General features: G+C 72.8%; 17 protein-coding genes. 13 read left to right on the top strand and 4 right to left on the bottom strand.

Translation table 11 applies throughout. The features are described from left to right. Window positions 1-129: 129 nt before the first annotated feature. The 6 genes from K7396_RS34945 to K7396_RS34970 are packed head-to-tail and all read left to right on the top strand — an operon-like array spanning window position 130 to window position 7,242. On the top strand, window positions 130-738 hold the full coding sequence (locus tag K7396_RS34945; protein WP_152104938.1) for a toll/interleukin-1 receptor domain-containing protein: 609 nt from the start codon (window positions 130-132) through the stop codon (window positions 736-738). Beyond that, window positions 735-3,050 (top strand): hypothetical protein, encoded by a 2,316-nt coding sequence (locus K7396_RS34950; RefSeq protein ID WP_152104937.1) that lies wholly within the window; start codon window positions 735-737, stop codon window positions 3,048-3,050. The genes K7396_RS34945 and K7396_RS34950 overlap by 4 nt, the downstream gene beginning before the upstream one ends. Window positions 3,051-3,080: 30 nt before the next feature. Beyond that, window positions 3,081-3,986, top strand: a complete 906-nt coding sequence (locus K7396_RS34955; RefSeq protein WP_086720879.1) for a hypothetical protein — start codon at window positions 3,081-3,083, stop codon at window positions 3,984-3,986. Beyond that, a complete protein-coding gene (locus K7396_RS34960; protein ID WP_086720878.1) occupies window positions 3,983-5,206 on the top strand; it encodes an OmpA family protein in 1,224 nt (407 codons plus the stop codon). Before K7396_RS34955 ends, K7396_RS34960 begins: the two co-directional genes overlap by 4 nt. A 15-nt stretch (window positions 5,207-5,221) precedes the next feature. Further along, window positions 5,222-6,826, top strand: coding sequence for a hypothetical protein (locus tag K7396_RS34965; protein ID WP_086720877.1), 1,605 nt, complete (start codon window positions 5,222-5,224; stop codon window positions 6,824-6,826). Continuing rightward, window positions 6,823-7,242, top strand: coding sequence for a hypothetical protein (locus K7396_RS34970; RefSeq protein ID WP_086720876.1), 420 nt, complete (start codon window positions 6,823-6,825; stop codon window positions 7,240-7,242). Before K7396_RS34965 ends, K7396_RS34970 begins: the two co-directional genes overlap by 4 nt. Before the next feature lie 14 nt (window positions 7,243-7,256). On the opposite strand, the gene K7396_RS34975 is transcribed toward K7396_RS34970, so the two are convergent. Together K7396_RS34975 and K7396_RS34980 are read right to left on the bottom strand one after the other, a co-directional pair. Continuing rightward, window positions 7,257-7,670 (bottom strand): HIT family protein, encoded by a 414-nt coding sequence (locus tag K7396_RS34975; RefSeq protein WP_223660332.1) that lies wholly within the window; start codon window positions 7,668-7,670, stop codon window positions 7,257-7,259. A gap of 298 nt (window positions 7,671-7,968) precedes the next feature. Further along, window positions 7,969-8,535: a GNAT family N-acetyltransferase gene (locus tag K7396_RS34980; protein ID WP_223660458.1), complete on the bottom strand. Its 567-nt coding sequence runs from the start codon at window positions 8,533-8,535 to the stop codon at window positions 7,969-7,971. A gap of 199 nt (window positions 8,536-8,734) precedes the next feature. On the opposite strand from K7396_RS34980, the gene K7396_RS34985 reads away from it, so the two are divergent. Next, window positions 8,735-9,133, top strand: coding sequence for a DUF3662 domain-containing protein (locus tag K7396_RS34985; protein ID WP_086720873.1), 399 nt, complete (start codon window positions 8,735-8,737; stop codon window positions 9,131-9,133). Window positions 9,134-9,186: 53 nt separating this feature from the next. Here the strand turns inward: K7396_RS34985 and K7396_RS34990 are convergent, their stop codons facing one another. Together K7396_RS34990 and K7396_RS34995 are read right to left on the bottom strand one after the other, a co-directional pair. Next, window positions 9,187-9,498, bottom strand: a complete 312-nt coding sequence (locus K7396_RS34990; RefSeq protein WP_086720872.1) for a DUF4326 domain-containing protein — start codon at window positions 9,496-9,498, stop codon at window positions 9,187-9,189. 241 nt (window positions 9,499-9,739) lie between these two features. Beyond that, entirely contained in the window at window positions 9,740-10,036 is a 297-nt protein-coding gene (locus K7396_RS34995) for a hypothetical protein (RefSeq protein ID WP_086720871.1), read from the bottom strand. A gap of 517 nt (window positions 10,037-10,553) precedes the next feature. Here K7396_RS34995 and K7396_RS35000 point away from each other — a divergent pair. The 6 genes from K7396_RS35000 (at window position 10,554) to K7396_RS35025 (ending at window position 17,040) form a co-directional block, all read left to right on the top strand. Then, window positions 10,554-11,165: a flavodoxin family protein gene (locus K7396_RS35000; RefSeq protein WP_086720870.1), complete on the top strand. Its 612-nt coding sequence runs from the start codon at window positions 10,554-10,556 to the stop codon at window positions 11,163-11,165. 1,023 nt (window positions 11,166-12,188) lie between these two features. Further along, a complete protein-coding gene (locus tag K7396_RS35005) occupies window positions 12,189-13,193 on the top strand; it encodes a methyltransferase (RefSeq protein WP_086720869.1) in 1,005 nt (334 codons plus the stop codon). 29 nt (window positions 13,194-13,222) lie between these two features. Continuing rightward, entirely contained in the window at window positions 13,223-13,873 is a 651-nt protein-coding gene (locus K7396_RS35010) for a thermostable hemolysin (RefSeq protein ID WP_086720868.1), read from the top strand. Next, a complete protein-coding gene (locus K7396_RS35015; protein ID WP_086720867.1) occupies window positions 13,860-15,428 on the top strand; it encodes an AMP-binding protein in 1,569 nt (522 codons plus the stop codon). The genes K7396_RS35010 and K7396_RS35015 overlap by 14 nt, the downstream gene beginning before the upstream one ends. After that, window positions 15,425-16,366 carry a TauD/TfdA family dioxygenase gene (locus K7396_RS35020; RefSeq protein ID WP_086720866.1) on the top strand — a complete coding sequence of 314 codons (942 nt, stop codon included), beginning with the start codon at window positions 15,425-15,427 and terminating at the stop codon, window positions 16,364-16,366. The genes K7396_RS35015 and K7396_RS35020 overlap by 4 nt, the downstream gene beginning before the upstream one ends. Next, complete coding sequence (locus K7396_RS35025) at window positions 16,363-17,040, top strand: O-methyltransferase (RefSeq protein WP_086720865.1); 678 nt, start codon at window positions 16,363-16,365, stop codon at window positions 17,038-17,040. Before K7396_RS35020 ends, K7396_RS35025 begins: the two co-directional genes overlap by 4 nt. Window positions 17,041-17,072 lie beyond the last annotated feature (32 nt).

The following is a 17,072-nucleotide window of genomic DNA, read 5'->3' on the forward strand; positions in this document are numbered from 1 at the left end:
GTTGACCGCGCCCCAAACCCCTGTGAATCTCGGCTTCATCCCCCCTGCGCCCAGCGACAGCCCGAGTGGCCCGTGCAGCACACGGCTGCCGCAATCCACCGCTGTCACCGTGAGGAAAGGCAGAACAACATGGCCGGCGTTTTCATCAACTACCGGACCGGCGAAGGTGCCGAAGCAGCCGTCCTGCTCGACGAGGAATTGAAGGACGTATTCGGTCCGGAGAACGTCTTCCGCGACCGCCGCGCCATTCCGGCCGGCGCGCACTTTCCGCCCGACCTGTGGCGGGCGCTCGAAAGCTGCGGGGTCCTCCTCGTGCTCATCGGCCCGAACTGGCTCACCCTGCGCGACACCGACGGCCGGCGCCGGATCGACGTACCGGGCGACTACGTCCACGACGAGATCCGCTGCGCCCTGGAGTGGCGCAGGACCGTCGTCCCCGTGCTGATCGACGCGGCCGCGCTGCCCGCCAAGGAGCAACTGCCCGACGACCTCGCGGGGTTGGCGGAACGACAGGCCATGCACCTGCGCGTGCCGTACGCGCACCTCGACCTCCCCGTCATCACCGAGGCCCTGCGCCGCCACGTCCCCGTGAGCGGAACCGCCCGGCAGCCCTCGCCCCCCGCCGACGGGGGGCCGCACGCGGGCCGGGACATCACGTACCAGCGCAGCGCCGTCAGCTACGGCGGGCCCGCCACCTACCACGAGGGCCGGGACACGAAGAGCGGAGAGCAGCGGTGAGCGACACCGAACAGCCCGGCACGGAAAGCGGCGGGCCGGAGGACGCACCGGGTGCGGACCTCGACGCCGCCACTCCGGACGAGCCGGCGCAGAACGCACCCGAGCCGGCCGGTACCGACCCCGTCGCACCGGCCGCCGAAGCCGAAGCCGCCGCCACGGCTCCGGCCGCCGAGCAGGCGGCAGCGGACCCGACCGGCGACGCCCGCCCGCCGGCCCAGGACACCGGCCGGCCCGTCCGCCGACGCGAGACCGCCGACGGCGGCGACTTCACCCGCTACCAGCAGGCCCGGCAGCAGAACGCCCTCAACAAGCTCAAGCGCAGCGCCGTCGCCCACGGCAGCGGCTCCGCCTTCTACGCCGAGCAGCTGACCATCGGCGCGGACACCGGCGTCGAGATCCAGGTGCTGAACGTCTCCGCGCTCACCGTCGCCCAGCAACTGGACTCCCATCAGGACGTCGACCAGCAGGCGCAGATGGCGGCCCGGCTCGCGGCCCAGCACATCGTGGTGCTCGCCGGAAAGCCGGGCAGCGGCCGGCAGTCCACCGCGCTGACGCTGCTCGCCGGCTGCTGCCCCGACGACAGCGTCCGGATCCTGCACAGCGAGGCCCCGGGCATCCTCCAGGCGCTGTGCCGGCGCGCCGACGAACTGCTCACGCCGGGCGGCTACGTGGTGGACCTCGACGACCAGCCGCTGAAACTGTCGACGCTCGAAACGCTCGGGCACCTCGCCCGCAAACAGCGCGCCCACCTCGTCGTCATCGGCGAACCGGGCCCGGTGGACCCCGACCGGCTGCGGCCCCACGCCTTCGAGCACCGGCGCCCCGCCCCCGGGGACGTCCTGGCGGTGCACCTGCGCCGGCTGCTGGCCGGGCACCCCGGCGTCTGCACCCAAGAGGACTGCACCGACGAGCACACCACGTCCTTCATCACCCGGATGCTGGAGTCGCCGCAGGTGCAGCGCACCCTCGACGGAGCCCCGTCCGTGGGCAGCGTCGTGGAGTTCGCCGAGGTCCTGGCACAGAGCGTGCACACCGAGGACACCAGCCTCGGCGAAGTCATCAACCAGTGGCGCGACCGGCTGCGCCGGCTGGCCAAACAACTCCTGCACGTCCCCGCGGAGACCGCGCAGGGACCCGTCCTCGACCCGCACCGCCAGGCGTTCCGTATCGCCTACGCCTTCTTCCACGGCCACCCGCTCTCCGACGTCTTCGAGGCGGGCGAGGTCCTCAGGGCCACCGTCCTGCCCCGCTACGAGACCCGTGAACCGGCGCCCCTCAACCACGTCTTCGAGCGCGAGCTGGACCAGCTGATCCCGCAGGAGATGCGGGCCGCCGCGGACGCCACACCCGGCGCCGCCGACGACAACCCCCGGCGGGCCAGGCTCGTGGACGAGGAGCTGATGCACGCCGTCATCGAGGTGGTGTGGCACGACTACGACAGCCTGCGCGACCCGCTGCGGGAGTGGCTGACCGCGCTGGTCGCCGGGCCGCTGGAGCGCATCCGGGTGCGAGCCGCGCAGATCGCGGGGATCCTGCTCAGCCATGACTTCGACAGCGTCTACCGGGACCTGATCCGGCACTGGGCGGGGGATTCCGCGGCCTATCGGCAGTCCGCCGCGCTGGCCCTGGAGATGGCGGCCCACGACCCCCGGCTGGTGCACCGGGTGCGCGGCCAGATCAGAAGCTGGCTGAGCAGCCCCCGCTGGCAGCTCCAGGACAGCGCGGCCCGGGCGTACGGAACCCTGGTCGGCGCGCAGGACGTCCCGGACACCCTCTGGGCGCTGCGCGAACTCGGCACCCGTCCCGAACTGGCGCTCAGCAGCTCGGTGGCCTTCTCGATGTCCTGGCTCTACCTCGCCGGCGCCCCCGGACCGACCGCCGACGCCCTCGACCACTGGATCACCTCCGACAACGACCACCTGCACCGCCACGCGATCCGCACCCTGCTGATCCTCAGCCGCTACGGCGCGGGGCCCGACCGCCGCGACCGGCCCGTCCTGGCCGACACCGCCATGACCGACCAGGAACGCGCCGACGCCCTGGTACGCCTGTGGCGCCACGCGCTGATGGGGAAGGACAGCTCGACCCGCGCCTGGGACCTGCTGCGGCGCTGGCTGCTCGCGGGCGACGCCGACAAGGAACTCGCCGCCTTCCTGGAGGACCTCGTACCGCGCATCTGCGCCCGGCCGCTCTCCCTGCGCGCCGGGTTCTACCTCGGCATATGGGCCGGCCGCCACCCGGACTCGCGCACCATACGCCGGCTCCGCCACCAGCCGGTCCGAGGCGGCGTCGCGACCGGCTCCGCGTCCTGACCGACGCCCCGTACGAAGAGGAGAACGACCATGTCAGAGCACAAGGGACTGCGCGCCAGGATCCGCGACTGGTGGCGCCGGGCAACGGGCGGGAACGACGCCCGGACCGCCGGCGGACCCGAGGCCGCCGACGAGCCGGCGGAGGGCACCGGCAGCACGCCGGCCCACCCGGCGGCACCGGCCGAAGTGGCGGTGGAGCTGCCGCCGGGCGACGACGTGCTGTCGGTGGCGGCCCGCGGGGACGTGTTCGCCTTCGAGGTCGTCCCGCACTTCCGCTGGAGCAGCCGGGAGATGACGCTGGAGACCCTGCGCGAGCGCGCGGTGCTCCTGGAGGAGGCCGCCCGGTGCAAGCTGCTGCGCCGCGCCTGGTCCGTCGCCCGCACCTTCGACCCGGGCGATCCGGTGGCTGCGGAGAAGGCCGTCAACAAGGAGCTGCGCGGCGGGTGGTGCTACAACGACGAGAAGGGGCTGATCCGCTGCCGGGCGTCGGTGCGGATGCGCATCGACCCGGGCCTGCGCGAACATGTGCTGCCCTTCCACCTCGCCGAACTGAGGCTGACGGAGGAGCACCGCCTCGGTGAGCTGAAGGCGGGACAGGTGCAGGCGCGCACCGAGCGCTGGCTGCGGGTGATGAGCGAGCTGGAGCTCCTCGGCACCCTGGGCCCGGCCGAGCGGCGGCTGCTGGTGCCGTTCGCCGCGGCCCTGGCCGACGAGGACTTCTTCAAGGTCATGCAGGCGCTCAAGAACACCCGCCGCAACGGCGCCCAGGCGCTCGCCGACGTCCTCACCGCCGCGACCAAGCACCACGAGCAGGTGGGGCTGTTCGAGTACGCCAACGCCTACGACAAGGCGTTGAGCGAGTTCTGCCGACAGATGGGGCTGAGCCCCTTCTCGTGGGTGGACACCGTGACCGACGTCGAGGAGCTGGCCCCGTGAACCGCGTGCCCCCGCTCGCCGGAGCCCTGGGCCTGACGCTGCTGGCCGGCCTCCTCGGCGCATGCGGCGACTCCCCGCACCTGGACGCCTGCGCCTGGATGAAGGAACCCGTGGAATCCGCCGGCCGTACGGTGGTCCTCGTCGACGACTCCGCCTCCGTACGGGGCCGGAGCACCGGACGCGACTACGCCCACAGCATCGGCGCGCTCCTCGCCAAGGTGGTCGCGCGCAAGGACCTGGTCTCGGTGGGCAGCTTCAGCGGCGACTCGGCGCAGATCACCTGGATCGCCAAGGACCGGTCGGCCGACTGGGCGACGAACAACGACAACGCCATCAACCGGGAGAAGCGTAAGGCGCAGGCCGTCGGCTGCCTGACCGGCCTGGTCGGCAAGGCCTCGAGCACCGCCCCGCACAGCGGCGGCAGCAATGTCCTCGCGGCCCTCACCGCGGGCGCCTCCTCCCTGGAGGAGGCGCCCGGCCGGCGCAGTCTGCTCGTCCTGACCGACGGGCTCTCCACCACGGGCTGCGCCGATCTCCGTTCGGCCGCCTTCCGGGACACCAGCGAGATCAACGCCATCGCCCGGGTCTGCGCCGCCCGCGACGAGACCCCGGCCCTGACCGGCGTGCACGTCACGCTCGCCGGGCTGGGCCAGCCGGCCGCCGACCAGCCCGCCCCCACCACGGCCCAGCGCACCTGGCTGACCACCCTGTGGCGCACCCTGTGCGGCGCCACCCACCGGGCCGCCCCGGGCACCACCTGCACCGTCGCCCGGACGGCCATCGGCACCGCCGCACACCGCGTGGCGCGCACCAAGCCACCACACGACCTGGTCGTCCGCTACGCCGACGACCGCCCCGAGACCTACCAACTCCCCGGCGCCGCACTCTTCGACACCAACTCCTCCGCCGTCCGCGCCACGGCACTGCCGCTGCTCAACGACGTCGCGGTCCGGGCCCGCACCACCCCCGGAAGCAGGGTCACCGTCTCCGGATACGTCGACCCGCGCGGCCGGCCGGACAACAACCGGCAGCTGTCGCAGGCACGGGCCGACGCCGTGAAGAAGGTCCTGACCGGGCTCGGGGTGACGCGGGTGACGGCACACGGCAGGGGCCTGCCGACGGGGTGCGCGAAGCAGGCCCGCACCGCCGCGGGCCGGATGACGGCCGAGGACAGGCTCCAGTGCGACCGGCGCGTCGACATCGACATCATCAGAAAGTGAGGGTGGCGGTCAGCGATGAACACCATCAACGCAAAGCACCGGCCGGGGCCGGCCGCGCGCTACCAGGCGGCCGTCGACTGCGTCGGCCAGAACCCGGCCCTCGTCGGGCCGGACATCGGGAAACGCCCCGTGTCCCGCCCGGCGGACCAGACCGACAACCGGGAACAGGCCGCCCTCATGCGGGCCTTCACCGACGCCAACACCGTACTGACCGCTGCCCAGCCCGGACTCGGCGCCGCGGTCACCGCGGTCGCCCGCACCTTCCAGGAGGCACGCACCACCATCGAAGCGGCCGAGCGGTTCACCGTCGCCCGCTCCTCCCAGCGGGCCCAGGAGCAGATCGTCGAACTGCACACCCGGCACGCCGGCGACGGGCCGGAAAGCCTGCGCCGCCGCCCGGTGCTCTGGCGGCGCCTGCTGTGGCCCACCCTGGTCGCCGGGGTCGCCTTCGACACCATGTTCATCGGCACCCTGATGCAGCGCTTCTTCGGACTCGGGGAGGGGCAACTCGCGTACCACCTGGCGTACTTGCCCGGATTCGGAGTCGCCGTCTGCCTGCTGGCCGCCGGCAGCATGCTGGCCGAATCCCTCTTCCGCCGGCGCACCCGGACCGCCCGCACCCTGGAGCGCACCCGCCGCGGTCCGGTCGCCGCCCTGCGCGAGGCGCTCTGGCCCGGGAGCCCGCGCACCGAGCGGCGCAGGCCCGGCGAACTGCCCTGGCCGAACGCGGCAGGACCGGTGCTCTTCGCCCTGGCCATCCTCACGATGGTCGGCATCTGGGCCCGGATGCGCGCGGCCGACGCGGTGCGCGAGCACGTCGACCTGGCGCCGGACCAGAGCGCCGTCGTCATCCTCACCCTGGTGCTCAGCACCGCCGCCATCGTGGTCAAGGTGCTCGCCCACAACCCCTGTGCCGACAGCGACCGGGAGGCCGAGCGGTCCGTCGTCGCCGCGGAGAAGCGCGGCCGGCAACTGCTGGGGGACGCGCGGCGCAGGCTGGTCGGGCACACCGAGACCTGGTGGCGGCTGCACTCCAGCGTCGAGGCGGCGGCGAGCGACGCCCACCGTACGCTCGAAGAGGCGTGCATCCGCATCGTCGAGGAGCGCGCCCGCACCGGCGTGGCCGGCCGCTACGACTTCCCCCTCACCATGCCCGCCTGGCCGTACCCGCCGCCGGCACGCAACGGCACCGCCCCGGCCACGGCCGCGAGCGACCGGGCGTCCGGCCGGCCCACCCCGCCCCGCGCGCGCCTCGAACTCCTCGACCGCGCCTACGCCGCCCTCACGCGCTACGCCCCCGAACCGCTGGAGGACCGCCTCAACGGCATCGCCGACGACCTGAACGGGCAGTTCCATGCGGCTGCCGGGCCGCAGCCGGGGGAGCAGACCGCGGCTGCCGGGGAGGCCGCGGTCCCGCGGGAGACCCGAATATCCGAGGCTGCCCCGGCCTCCGAAGCTGTCCCGGCCTCCGAGGCGGCCCCGCTCGCCGAGGCCGACCGCCCGGCCCGTGATCCCGGGACGGCTCCCGCGAAGGAACCCCGTCCCGCCGTCCCGGAGGCTCCCGCCGCTCCGGACGCTCCCGCCACCCCGCCGCGTGCGGAAGGAGACACGGCACCATGACCACGTCACCGCGCTTCTGCCCGGAGGAAGTGAAGCACCTGGAGTTCCTCCAGGCCGTGATCGCCCGGCACGCGAATACCTCGTTCCTCGTGAAGAGCTGGGCCATGACCGTCAGCGGTGCCTTCATCGCGATCGCCACCCGCGGTCCGAGCTGGAAGACGGCCGCGGTCGCCCTGGCCCTGGCGGCGGGCTTCTGGCTGCTCGACAGCTACTACCTCCGCCAGGAGCGGAGGTTCCGCACCCTCTACGAGAAGGTCGCCGACCGCGGGACCCCGCGGGTGATGCCGTTCACCATGGACGCCGAGCGGTACGGCGGCCCGGTGCCCTGGCGCGCGGTGGCACTGTCCAGGACCATGCTGCTCTCCTACGGGGTCCTGGTCGCCATCGACACCATGACGGTCGTCTTCCTCGCCTGAGGGCGGGGCAGTGGTCACCTCTCCGCCGGCCGGGCGACGGTCCACGGCAGCAGCAGGCCGTCGCCGTCGGCGCGCGGGACGACGTGGAGATGGAGGTGGCGGACGGTCTGGGTGGCCGAGGGGCCGCGTGAGGTGATCACATTGCAGTCCCCGGCCTCCGCCGCGAGTTCGGCGGCGCGCCGCATCGTGGCCGCGGACACCTCCGGGTCCTCGGCGACATCTGCGACATGCACCCGGGGGATGACCAGGACGTGTCCGTCGGTGACGCCTCCGTGCCGGGGCCGGATGGCGATGGTCTCCGGCCACTCGCGCAGCACCGTGGCCGGTGCCCGGCCCCGGACGATGAGGCAGAAGGGACACCCGGCCCGCTGAGTCCCGCGGGGAGTGCGCGGCAGGCGCGGGCAGGGGCCCGGCACGTCATCGGACATTTCGTGGAACTCCCCATGACTGACCATGAATCCTCCGCACGGGGCTGTTCGGACCCGGCCGCACCGGTGGGTCCGGGGCGCACGGGTGGGGCCGGGGCCTACGGCTGGCGCCTGCCGTACCGTGCCCGGCCGGGCCGACCGTGCAGGACCGGTGACGCAGGCAGGGACGCACCTCTGCCTCGTCCCTGCCTGCGTCAATAATCGACCATGGAATCCGCTCAGGGGCGGCTTCGCCTCATTCCGGACATTTGACTGCTGTATCGCGGCCCGAGGGTCGCCGCCCGAGCACGGGGGCTCGTCACCACAGCTTGTCGATCTCGCCCGGGTACAACGCGATCCGGGAGTGCGGGAAGGCGGAACGGTGCCGCCGGGCCCGGGGCGAGAAGAAGTCGGCCATGGCGACCTTGTCGAAGCCGGGCCGGTCGCTGGGGAACGGGGCCGCCGGCGTACCGCCGACGAGCACCGCGCCGGGCAGGTGGTGCCAGCCCGCGCTTTCGTAGAAGGCGCGGAGCGGGCGGTCGCAGGTGAACAGGCCGAGGTCCAGGTCCATGCCGGCCATCGCCGCGTGCGCCGCCGTCACCAGGCGGCGGCCGTGGCCCCGTCCCCGGGCGGAGCCGCGGGTCACCACCGTGCTCAGTCCCGCGGCCCGGTAGCGCGCGCCGTCATGGTCGAGCTCCTTGGTGAGGACATCGAGTGCGGCGAGCACCGTGACACCGTCGACGAGCAGCATCGACACCGGTCGCAGCGCCGGGTCGTGGGCGAACGTGCCGGGCACCGTAGGGGATTCCGGTGGCCAAGCCTCGTCCTGCAGCTCGGCCACCTGCGTACGCAGCGCGGGCGGGACGTCGGCTTCCGGGAATGTCATGATCGGCACCCGCCCATTGTGGCTGGCCCGTACAGCACGGGCCAAGGGTTTCCCTGCCTCCAGGGCCCCAGGGCCCAGAGCTGCCGCCCCCGGCACTTCGCGCCCCATGGGTCTCCGACGACCCACGACCGATCGACCGGCCGGCAGCGTTCTTACGCGTGCGTTGCATGTGCCCCCTCGCCCAGGGAAGACGATCTCCATGGGATTGCTGCTGCGTTGGGAACGTGTGGTGGAGGAATGCGAGAGCGCGCTGATCGCCAAGATCTTCCGGATCGACCCGGTCCAACTGCTCGACGCGCTACGGGAGGAGTGCGACGCCCACGCGGTCGTCTGCAGCCAGAGCCGCGTGCTGGTGCCCAATGACTACACCGTCGAACTCGCACAGAAGGTGCATGACGAACTGGCCGCGCACGGCGGCGAGGTGGGACAGCATCTGACCGATGTGCTGGCCCGGCACGCCACCGACCACGGATACGAGTGGGCGGGCCCGCTCACCGTGCACGTCACCATCGGCGAGGTGCCGAACGGCCGGTACCGGATATCGAGCGCGGCCCTCGCCCACATCCCCGCGGACGCCGCCGGGCCGCGAGCCATGTGACCGGAGGGGGCCGGGCGGCCTCGAACCGGTCCGGCCCCTTCCCGCCGGTCTCCTCACTCCGCCGCGTCGGCGAGTTCGGCGATCACCTGGGCGTGGCAGGGCTCCGGAAGGCACCAGCAGCCGAGCCGCCGTCCGCGCAGTTCCGGCAGGAGCGCGAGCAGGTCGGGACGCTCCAGCAGATAGGCGCGGTACTTCGCTAGGACCTCCGCGCGGGACCCGTCCCGGCCCGGCCGGAACGGGCTGGCCAGCGGCGACGCGGCGAGATGCCAGCCGCCGCGGTGCATCGCCCGCCCGACGTAGACCACGTCGGCGTAGTCGGGGTCGTCCCGATGGCCCTTGAGATTGACGACCGTCGTGCGTTTCATGCCTGCGTCCTCACGCGACCCACGGTATCCGGCAGCACCGCGATGACCACACAGGGCATGCTCGCGGGCCGGACAGGCGCCGCGCGACCGGCTCGCCGGCTCCCCCGTGGCCGACCGGCCGGCCGCGCCGTGACCGACCGGGCGGCCGTCCCATCCCCCGCGGGAGGGTGTGGGGGACGGGCCGCCCGGTGCGGGCTCGCTGTCTGCGACTATCCGTCAGCCGCCCGATGCGGCGAGCGGTTTAGAGGGGCCGGGCCCACAGGTCCCACTGCAGACCCCCGCCGTCGCAGAAGGGGTCGGCCCACTTGCCGCTGCTGACCAGGTCGGTTCCCGCGGCCTGGCAGCCGCCGAGCGTCCAGAACTTCTTGCCGGTCCACACGGTTCCGGGCGGGCCGTCCATCGGCTTGGCCTGGACGTGGGCGGCGGCCGGTGCGGCCGCGGCTCCGGTGGTGGCGTGGGCCTGGGCGGCACCGCCCAGTCCGATGACCGTGAGTGCGGCGGCCGCGAGCGCAGTGGTGAAGATTCGCCTGTTACGCACGTGATGTCCTTTCCCCGTAGCGGCGGGCCCCGTGTGGGCCCGTCACCCTGCATACGGATAAGGCCGCTTCGCCGTATGACACGTCGATGTGTGATGTGGGTCACATGAGGGGTTTCGCTTCCTCCCGCGCGGGCGGTTCCTTTCGCCCTCGCCCCGCCGGGCGCGAACACGCATGACCGAAAAGCTATTTGACGAAGCGTCACAACCCTTCGGCGGCTCCGGGAGTCTGATTGTGAAGTGTGCCGGGGCGTCCGAGTTTGTCCGTCCGGGGTGACGTCGTGGTGGCGGCGGCTCCGGCGGTGAGGTGCCGGGGCGCGTGTGCGAGTGGCCGGCGGACGGAAGCGGAGGTCGTCGGGTGAACTATTCCGACCTGCCGGTTTACCTGTTCTTTTCGGGGTGTTGTCCGGAGTCGCTTGCCTTGGGGGTGCGGGCATGGATAGCGTAACCAGCACCTAAAGCTTTCTGGACAGCTTTAGTGAAAGCTAAACATCGTATTGGTCCCGGGTGGGGGAGAAACATGCAGATCAAGGTTGCGGTGGCGTACCACAGTGGATACGGCCACACCGCAAAGCAGGCGGCGGCGGTCGCGGCCGGCGCGGAGAAGGTCCCCGACACTCAGGTGCGCCTGGTCTCCCTCGCCGAGCTGAACGACGAACTGTGGGAGGTGCTGCAGGAGTCGGACGCCCTGATCTTCGGCACGCCGACCTACATGGGCGGCAGCAGCGCCGTCTTCCGCGCCTTCGTCGAGGCCACCAGCCAGGTCTGGGGCGACAACATGCGCTGGAAGAACAAGATCGCGGGTGGGTTCACCAACAGCGGCAACATGGCGGGCGACAAGCTCAACGCGCTGATCGACATCGCGCTGTTCGCCGCCCAGCACGGCATGATCTGGGTCGGTCTCGCCGAGTACGGAGGCTGGAACACCTCCGCCGGCAGCCCCGAGGACATCAACCGGCTCGGCAGCTGGCTGGGCGCCATGTCCCAGTCGAACAACGACGAGGGGCCCGACGTCACCCCCTGTGCCAGCGACCTGCGGACCGCGGAGGCGCTCGGCCGCCGGATCGCCGAGACCGCCCATGTGCACCGGGCCGGCCGCGCGGCAGTCGGCTTCGACGAGGTCTCCGCCTGACCTGCGACAGCCCGTACCGAGGCAGCTGCGACCGGGGAGGGGGACCCGATGCACAGCCGTCAGCGGCATCTGACGCCGGCCGTGGACGCGCCGTCCGAGGCGGCCCGCGGCGACCTGCTCAGCCGTCACGCCGGTAGCGGGGCGGCCGAGGCACCGGGCGTGGCCGCTCGCACCGCACCGGCGGGGGCGCCGCGTCCGGCCCCGCCGCCGTCCGTGTCGTCGGCGCGCGCAACTCCTTTCGAGGCAGCGCCTTCTGCCGCGGGGTCCTCGGGGTCGAGCCCCCCGGCCCCGCACCCGGCTCGTGCGCCGCGACGGAGACGGTCCGGCGACCCGTGCGACGTCCGATGGAGCGACCGACATCGACTATGGCGCCCGCCGCTCGACTCCCGGTGGAGCGGCGGTCGTGGGTCACACGGGGGCTCCGGTCGCCGCCCAGGGGCATCCCCGGGCGCTCCCCGGGCCGGGGGCGACCGCGTCCGGCACCATCCAGAAGGCCGGGAGGGTGCCACGGCACGGTTCTGTCCCCACGCCTGACCGCCGGCTCGCCACCGAGCCGCCGCCTCTCCACCGGACGCATCGCACGCACCGCACCACGCGGCCGCGGACGCCGTCGTCCGCACCGCACCGGCCACGGACACGGAGCCGGCGGGGAGCGTCGGCCCGGCGCCCCGTGAACCGCGACGTCCGGACAAGCGAGCGGTCCCGCCCGTGTCGTGACGGACCGGGGCACGGTCACGGCGTCGCGGCCGGAACATCCAACCGCACACCACCCGAGGGGTCCGCCCCTCGGCATCGCGTACCACGGCCGACACGGCGTGGCGCACCTCCTTCGCTCTTGTGGCACGGCCGGAGCCGCATCGCCCCGACGCGTATCCGCTCCCCGGTCCCGGCCGGCTGAAGCTCGTCCCCGTTCGGCAGTCCCATCGCTCTTCACCGTGCCCGCGGGCCGCCGCGCGCACGGCAAGCCCTGGCCGCGTGCCGTCCGCGCGGCCGTTGTCACCTGCCTTCCCGAGGAGATCAGCCATGTTCAAGACCACCACCGACGCCGAGCTGGCGGGCAACCCGATCGACGAGGTGATCGGCTCGACCATCCGCTACGCGGCCCTCACCTCCGCCGCCAAGCTCGGCATCTTCCGCACCCTGGAGGAGAACGGCCCCCAGACCCTCGACGAACTGGCCACGGCGATCGGGGCAAGCACCGACGGCACCCGCGCGGTGGCCGACGTCGCCGCGGTGCTGGGCTGGCTCACCCTGGAGGACGGCCGCTACCGCAACGGCCCGCTCGCCGAACGCTGGCTGGGTAAGGACGCCGAGTACGACTTCACCCCCGCGCTGCTGTGGGCCTACGAACTCACCAACGTCATGTGGGAGCTGCCGCAGGCCGTACGGGACGGCAAGCCCACCCAGTCGCTGTGGGAGCGCTGGGCCGACAACCCCGAGGCCGGGCGGGACTTCTCCGCGTACATGCGGGTCAAGTCGCGCCTGACCGTGCAGGCCATCGTCGACGCCGTCCCGGTGCCCGAAGGGGCGCGGCGCCTCCTCGACCTGGGCGGTTCGCACGGACTGCACTCCATGGCCATGTGCCGGCGCCACCCCGAGCTGTCCGCGACCATCCTCGACCTGCCCGAGGCGCTCGCCGACACCGGCGCCTCGATCGCCGAGGCCGGGCTGGCCGACCGGATCAGCCTGCAGCGCGGCAGTTTCCTCAGTGGCGACCTCGGCACCGGATACGACGTGGTCTTCCTCTTCGAGATCGTGCACAACCACACCGACGAGGAGAACCAGGACCTGATCGCGCGGGCCGCCGAGGCGCTGCGGCCCGGCGGCAAGATCGTGGTGCTGGAGGACGTCCGGGGCGAGCAGCTCGACGAGCACAACGCGGCATTCTCGCTCGCGATGTACGCCTGCTCCGGCGACCGCACCTACAGCCTGCCGGAGATCTCCGGATGGCTCACCGGGGCCGGCCTGAAGACCGTCGAGCGGATCGCGCTGCCCTCATCCGTGTCCCTGGTCGTCGGCACCAAGTAAGGCCGGCAGCCGGGGAAGGGGGGAGCACCGTGCAGATCGATCTGGCACACCGGGCGTCCAGCGCATGGCTGGACGCCGCGGACCTCGCTAGCGAGGTGTACGCCCAGGCATACGGCGCCGATGTGGCGCCCCGGCCCGACTCGTTCATCGTCGCCCGGCCGGCCTGCGGCGGGGCGGCGGAGCCCTGCCCGCCACTGGCCTGTGCGGGGCTCACCTTCGGCAGGGACCAGGAGCTGTTCTCCGAGCGGTACCTCGACACCGGGATCGAGGACGCCGCACTGGCCCACCTCGGGGTCACCGTGGACCGCAGGCGGGTGGTGGAGGTGGGGGCGCTGGCCACCCGCCGCGCCTCCGTCGGCCGCGAACTGATCAGAGCCACCCCGATCATCTCCTGGTGCCTGGGCATGGAGTACATCCTGTGCACCGTCACCCGGAGCCTGATCACGATGCTGGGCCGGACCGGCATCTGCTTCGTGCCGTTCGGGCCCGCCGACCCCGGCCGGCTGTCTCCCGACGAGGCGGCGCGCTGGGGCTCGTACTACGACCACGAACCACAGGTCGGCGTCATCGCGCTGAACGCCCTGGACCGGCTGTTCTCCGACGCCACGGGGCGCTACTCGGTCACCGACCTCCAACTGAGCATCAGCGCCATGGAGGTGGCCGGCCATGCGGGCCATTAGGGAGAGCCTGGTCCGGTTCGGCGAGTCCGCGCACCCGATGATCGAGGTGCTGGGGGAGGACGGCGTCCCGGCACGGACCCTCAGCTACCAGGAGGTCACCCGCCGGGCCGCGGAACTCGCCGACCGGATAGGACAGGGGGACGGCCGGCCGCCGCGCGTCGGCGTGGTCTGCGGCAACACCCCCGAATTCGTGGTCGCCGACCTGGCGCTGATCGCCGCACACGCCATCGAGGTGCCGGTCCCGCTGGCCTTCTCCGCCGAACAGGCCGCCGGCCTGCTGGAGGAGACCGACCTGTGCCTGGCGGACGCGGCCGGGCAGGAACGCCTGGAGCAGTGGGGGAGGGACCGGGTCCTGGGCCCGCACTGCCGGGTGCTGCCGCTGTCCGTGGACGAACCGGCGCCGGCCGCGCCGCTGGTGCTGCGGCCGGCCGACGCCGGGGCGGACTGGGAGTGCAAGGTCATCCACACCTCCGGCACGACCTCGCGCCCCAAGGGCGTGCGGATCAGGGCGGCGGCGCTGAACGAACTGCTGGGCTCGCTGCGGTCGGTGATGCCCCGCGGGGCCTTCGCCCGCTACCTCTCCCTCGTCCCGTTCAGCCTGCTCATCGAGCAGGTCACCGGCCTCTACCTGGTCCTGCTCGACGGCGGCACGCTGGTCCTGATGCCGCCGGGCAAGGCACTGGTCGGCACCGCCGCGGCGGCCGCCGCCGACGCCCTGCCGTATGTGACGGCGTCCCGCCCGACCGCGATGGTCGCCACCCCCGCACTCGTCGACGCCTTCGCCACCGCCGCCGACGAGGCCGCCGAGCGCGGACGGCCCGCGGCCGAAGCCCTGTTCGGGACGCCCGGCGCACCGCTCATCTGCTGCGGCGGCGCGCCCGTGCACCCCGAGCTGCTGCACCGCCTGGAGGAGCACGGCCTGCCCGTCCACGAGGGGTACGGGCTGTCCGAGAACAGTTCCGTGGTCAGCTGGAACACCCCGTCCGCCCGGCGTCCCGGCACCGTGGGCCGCCCGCTGCCGCACGTCCGCGTCAAGATCGCCGACGACGGCGAACTCCTCGTCAAGAGCACCTCGCTGTTCGCCGGCTACACCCGCGACGACCCCTCCAGCCTCGTCCTCACCGACGACGGCTGGCTGCGCACCGGCGACCTGGCCCGGGTCGACGAGGAGGGCTTCCTCAGCATCACCGGACGCAAGAAGAACGTCATCATCACCGCCGCCGGCCGCAACGTGGCCCCCGAATGGGTCGAGGCGCAGTACGCCCGGCTTCCGTTCGTCCGCGCCGTCGCGGTGGTCGGCGACGGACTCACCGTCCTCCACGGGCTCTTCCTCGTCGACGGCTCCACCGATCTCGCGGCGGCCGGGGCGGCCGTGCGGGAGTTCGGCGAGGCACACCTCTCGGAGGTGGAACGGGTCGCCGTACCGCACCTCGCCGTGGCCGACGAACGCCTCTACCGCAGGTTCTTCACCGTCACCGGCAGGCCCATGCGGGCGGCGGTCCGCGCCGCGCTGTCCAACGGAACGCTGTACGACCACCAAGGAGCTGACGCATGACCACGACCGCTGACGTCCGGCCCTACGGCACCGCCACCGGCCGGCTCGTGCAACCCGCCGGGGACAGCTCGCTGGGTGCCCTGGACCCCGCGTGGGTCACCGGCCTGCTCGCCGACGCCGGCTTCCTGCTCTTCCGCGGCTTCCGCACCGACCTGGAGGAGTTCACCTCGTTCGTGAAGGCGCACTCCAGCCGGATCACCCTCGACCCGGCCCGCTCCTTCCACGGCGGCGAGGTCGCCCAGAAGGTGGACGCGGGCACCGGCGCCGTCGGCCTCCACCTGGAGAACGGCAACAGCCCCTTCGGCCCCGACCTGACCTGGTTCCTGTGCGAGAAGGCCGCCGCCAGCGGCTCGCAGACCACGGTCTGCGACGGCTACCGGGTCTGGGACGCGGCCGGCGACACCGCCCGCGCGGTCTTCGGCATCAAGGACATCATGTACAGCCGCCGGGTCGAGGAGCCCAAGTGGAAGGCGTTCGTCTGCCACCAGACCGAAGGCCGCAAGAAGCTCGACGACATCACCTTCGCCGATATGAAGGAGCTGGTGGGCGGCAGCGTGTCGACCACCCTCCAGCTCAACGACGACGGCTCCGTGCACTACGCGTTCCGCACCGGCGCCGCCCACGCCACGCTCTTCGGCAGCCGCCTCGCCTGGGCCAACAGCATCTTCGGGCCCTCGTACAACTACGAGGCCCCGCGTATCACCTTCTCCGACGGCACCGAGATACCCGACGATCTCCTCGCCGAATTCCGCCGCCTCACCACCGAGATCACCGAGGAGCTCGACTGGCGGGACGGCGACGTGGCGCTGATCGACAACACCCGGGTGATGCACGGCCGGCGCGAGATCCTCGACACCGACCGGACCGTCTACAACGCACAGAGCTACCTCGACCCCGCGCTGCTGGCCGCCGTGCGGGACGGGAGGTCCGAGCGATGACCACCGCACCCTCCGGCCTCGACGACGCGCGGGTGAGCGCCGTCCTGGACGAGATCGCCCGGACCGCCGAGCACACCGACCCGGAGGTGATGAAGCGCGCCTACGCCACCGCGGCGGACTGGCCGCAGCCGCCCACCGCCCAGGAGGCCGCCGACCTCTGCGCCCAGGCCGCGCTGCCCGTCCACCCCCATGTCGGCACCTTCCTGTACCAGCTCGTACGGAGCCTGCGGCCGGCCCTCGTCGTGGAATTCGGCACCTCCTTCGGCGCTTCGACGCTCTATGCGGCGGCCGCGCTGCGCGACAATGGCGGCGGCCGCATCATCGGCTCGGAGCTGCACCCCGGCAAGGCCGACCGTGCGCGCGGCCACCTGGAGCGCGCCGGGCTCGGCGGCTACGCCGAGATCCGGACCGGCGAGGCCCGCGAACAGCTCGCCACGCTCCCCGGCCCGGTCGACCTGGTGCTGCTGGACGGATGGAAGGAGCTCTACCTGCCGGTCCTCGAGGTGCTCGAACCCGCGCTGCGGGCCGGCTCCCTGGTCGTCTCCGACAACCTGCCGATGCTGCCGCCCGAGTTCACCGACCACGTCCGGACCGCCGGCAACGGCTACCTCTCCCAGCAGCTTCCGCTGGGTGACGGCATCGAGTTCTCGCTCCGCCTGCAGAACCCGGCATGACGCCGCCGCCGGCCCGGTCTCGCGCCCGGGCC

Origin of the sequence: Streptomyces angustmyceticus (assembly GCF_019933235.1) — a bacterium.
GTDB lineage: Bacteria > Actinomycetota > Actinomycetes > Streptomycetales > Streptomycetaceae > Streptomyces > Streptomyces angustmyceticus.

What these genes read in the sequence shown, in the direction of transcription:
- K7396_RS34990 (WP_086720872.1), bottom strand. Translation starts at nt 9,498, where the DNA reads ATGAAACGCACGACGGTCGTCAATCTCAAGGGCCATCGGGACGACCCC.
- K7396_RS34965 (WP_086720877.1), top strand. Translation starts at nt 5,222, where the DNA reads ATGAACACCATCAACGCAAAGCACCGGCCGGGGCCGGCCGCGCGCTAC.
- K7396_RS34975 (WP_223660332.1), bottom strand. Translation starts at nt 7,670, where the DNA reads ATGTCCGATGACGTGCCGGGCCCCTGCCCGCGCCTGCCGCGCACTCCC.
- K7396_RS34980 (WP_223660458.1), bottom strand. Translation starts at nt 8,535, where the DNA reads ATGACATTCCCGGAAGCCGACGTCCCGCCCGCGCTGCGTACGCAGGTG.
- K7396_RS34945 (WP_152104938.1), top strand. Translation starts at nt 130, where the DNA reads ATGGCCGGCGTTTTCATCAACTACCGGACCGGCGAAGGTGCCGAAGCA.
- K7396_RS35020 (WP_086720866.1), top strand. Translation starts at nt 15,425, where the DNA reads ATGACCACGACCGCTGACGTCCGGCCCTACGGCACCGCCACCGGCCGG.
- K7396_RS35005 (WP_086720869.1), top strand. Translation starts at nt 12,189, where the DNA reads ATGTTCAAGACCACCACCGACGCCGAGCTGGCGGGCAACCCGATCGAC.
- K7396_RS34970 (WP_086720876.1), top strand. Translation starts at nt 6,823, where the DNA reads ATGACCACGTCACCGCGCTTCTGCCCGGAGGAAGTGAAGCACCTGGAG.
- K7396_RS35000 (WP_086720870.1), top strand. Translation starts at nt 10,554, where the DNA reads ATGCAGATCAAGGTTGCGGTGGCGTACCACAGTGGATACGGCCACACC.
- K7396_RS35025 (WP_086720865.1), top strand. Translation starts at nt 16,363, where the DNA reads ATGACCACCGCACCCTCCGGCCTCGACGACGCGCGGGTGAGCGCCGTC.
- K7396_RS34985 (WP_086720873.1), top strand. Translation starts at nt 8,735, where the DNA reads ATGGGATTGCTGCTGCGTTGGGAACGTGTGGTGGAGGAATGCGAGAGC.
- K7396_RS35015 (WP_086720867.1), top strand. Translation starts at nt 13,860, where the DNA reads ATGCGGGCCATTAGGGAGAGCCTGGTCCGGTTCGGCGAGTCCGCGCAC.
- K7396_RS34955 (WP_086720879.1), top strand. Translation starts at nt 3,081, where the DNA reads ATGTCAGAGCACAAGGGACTGCGCGCCAGGATCCGCGACTGGTGGCGC.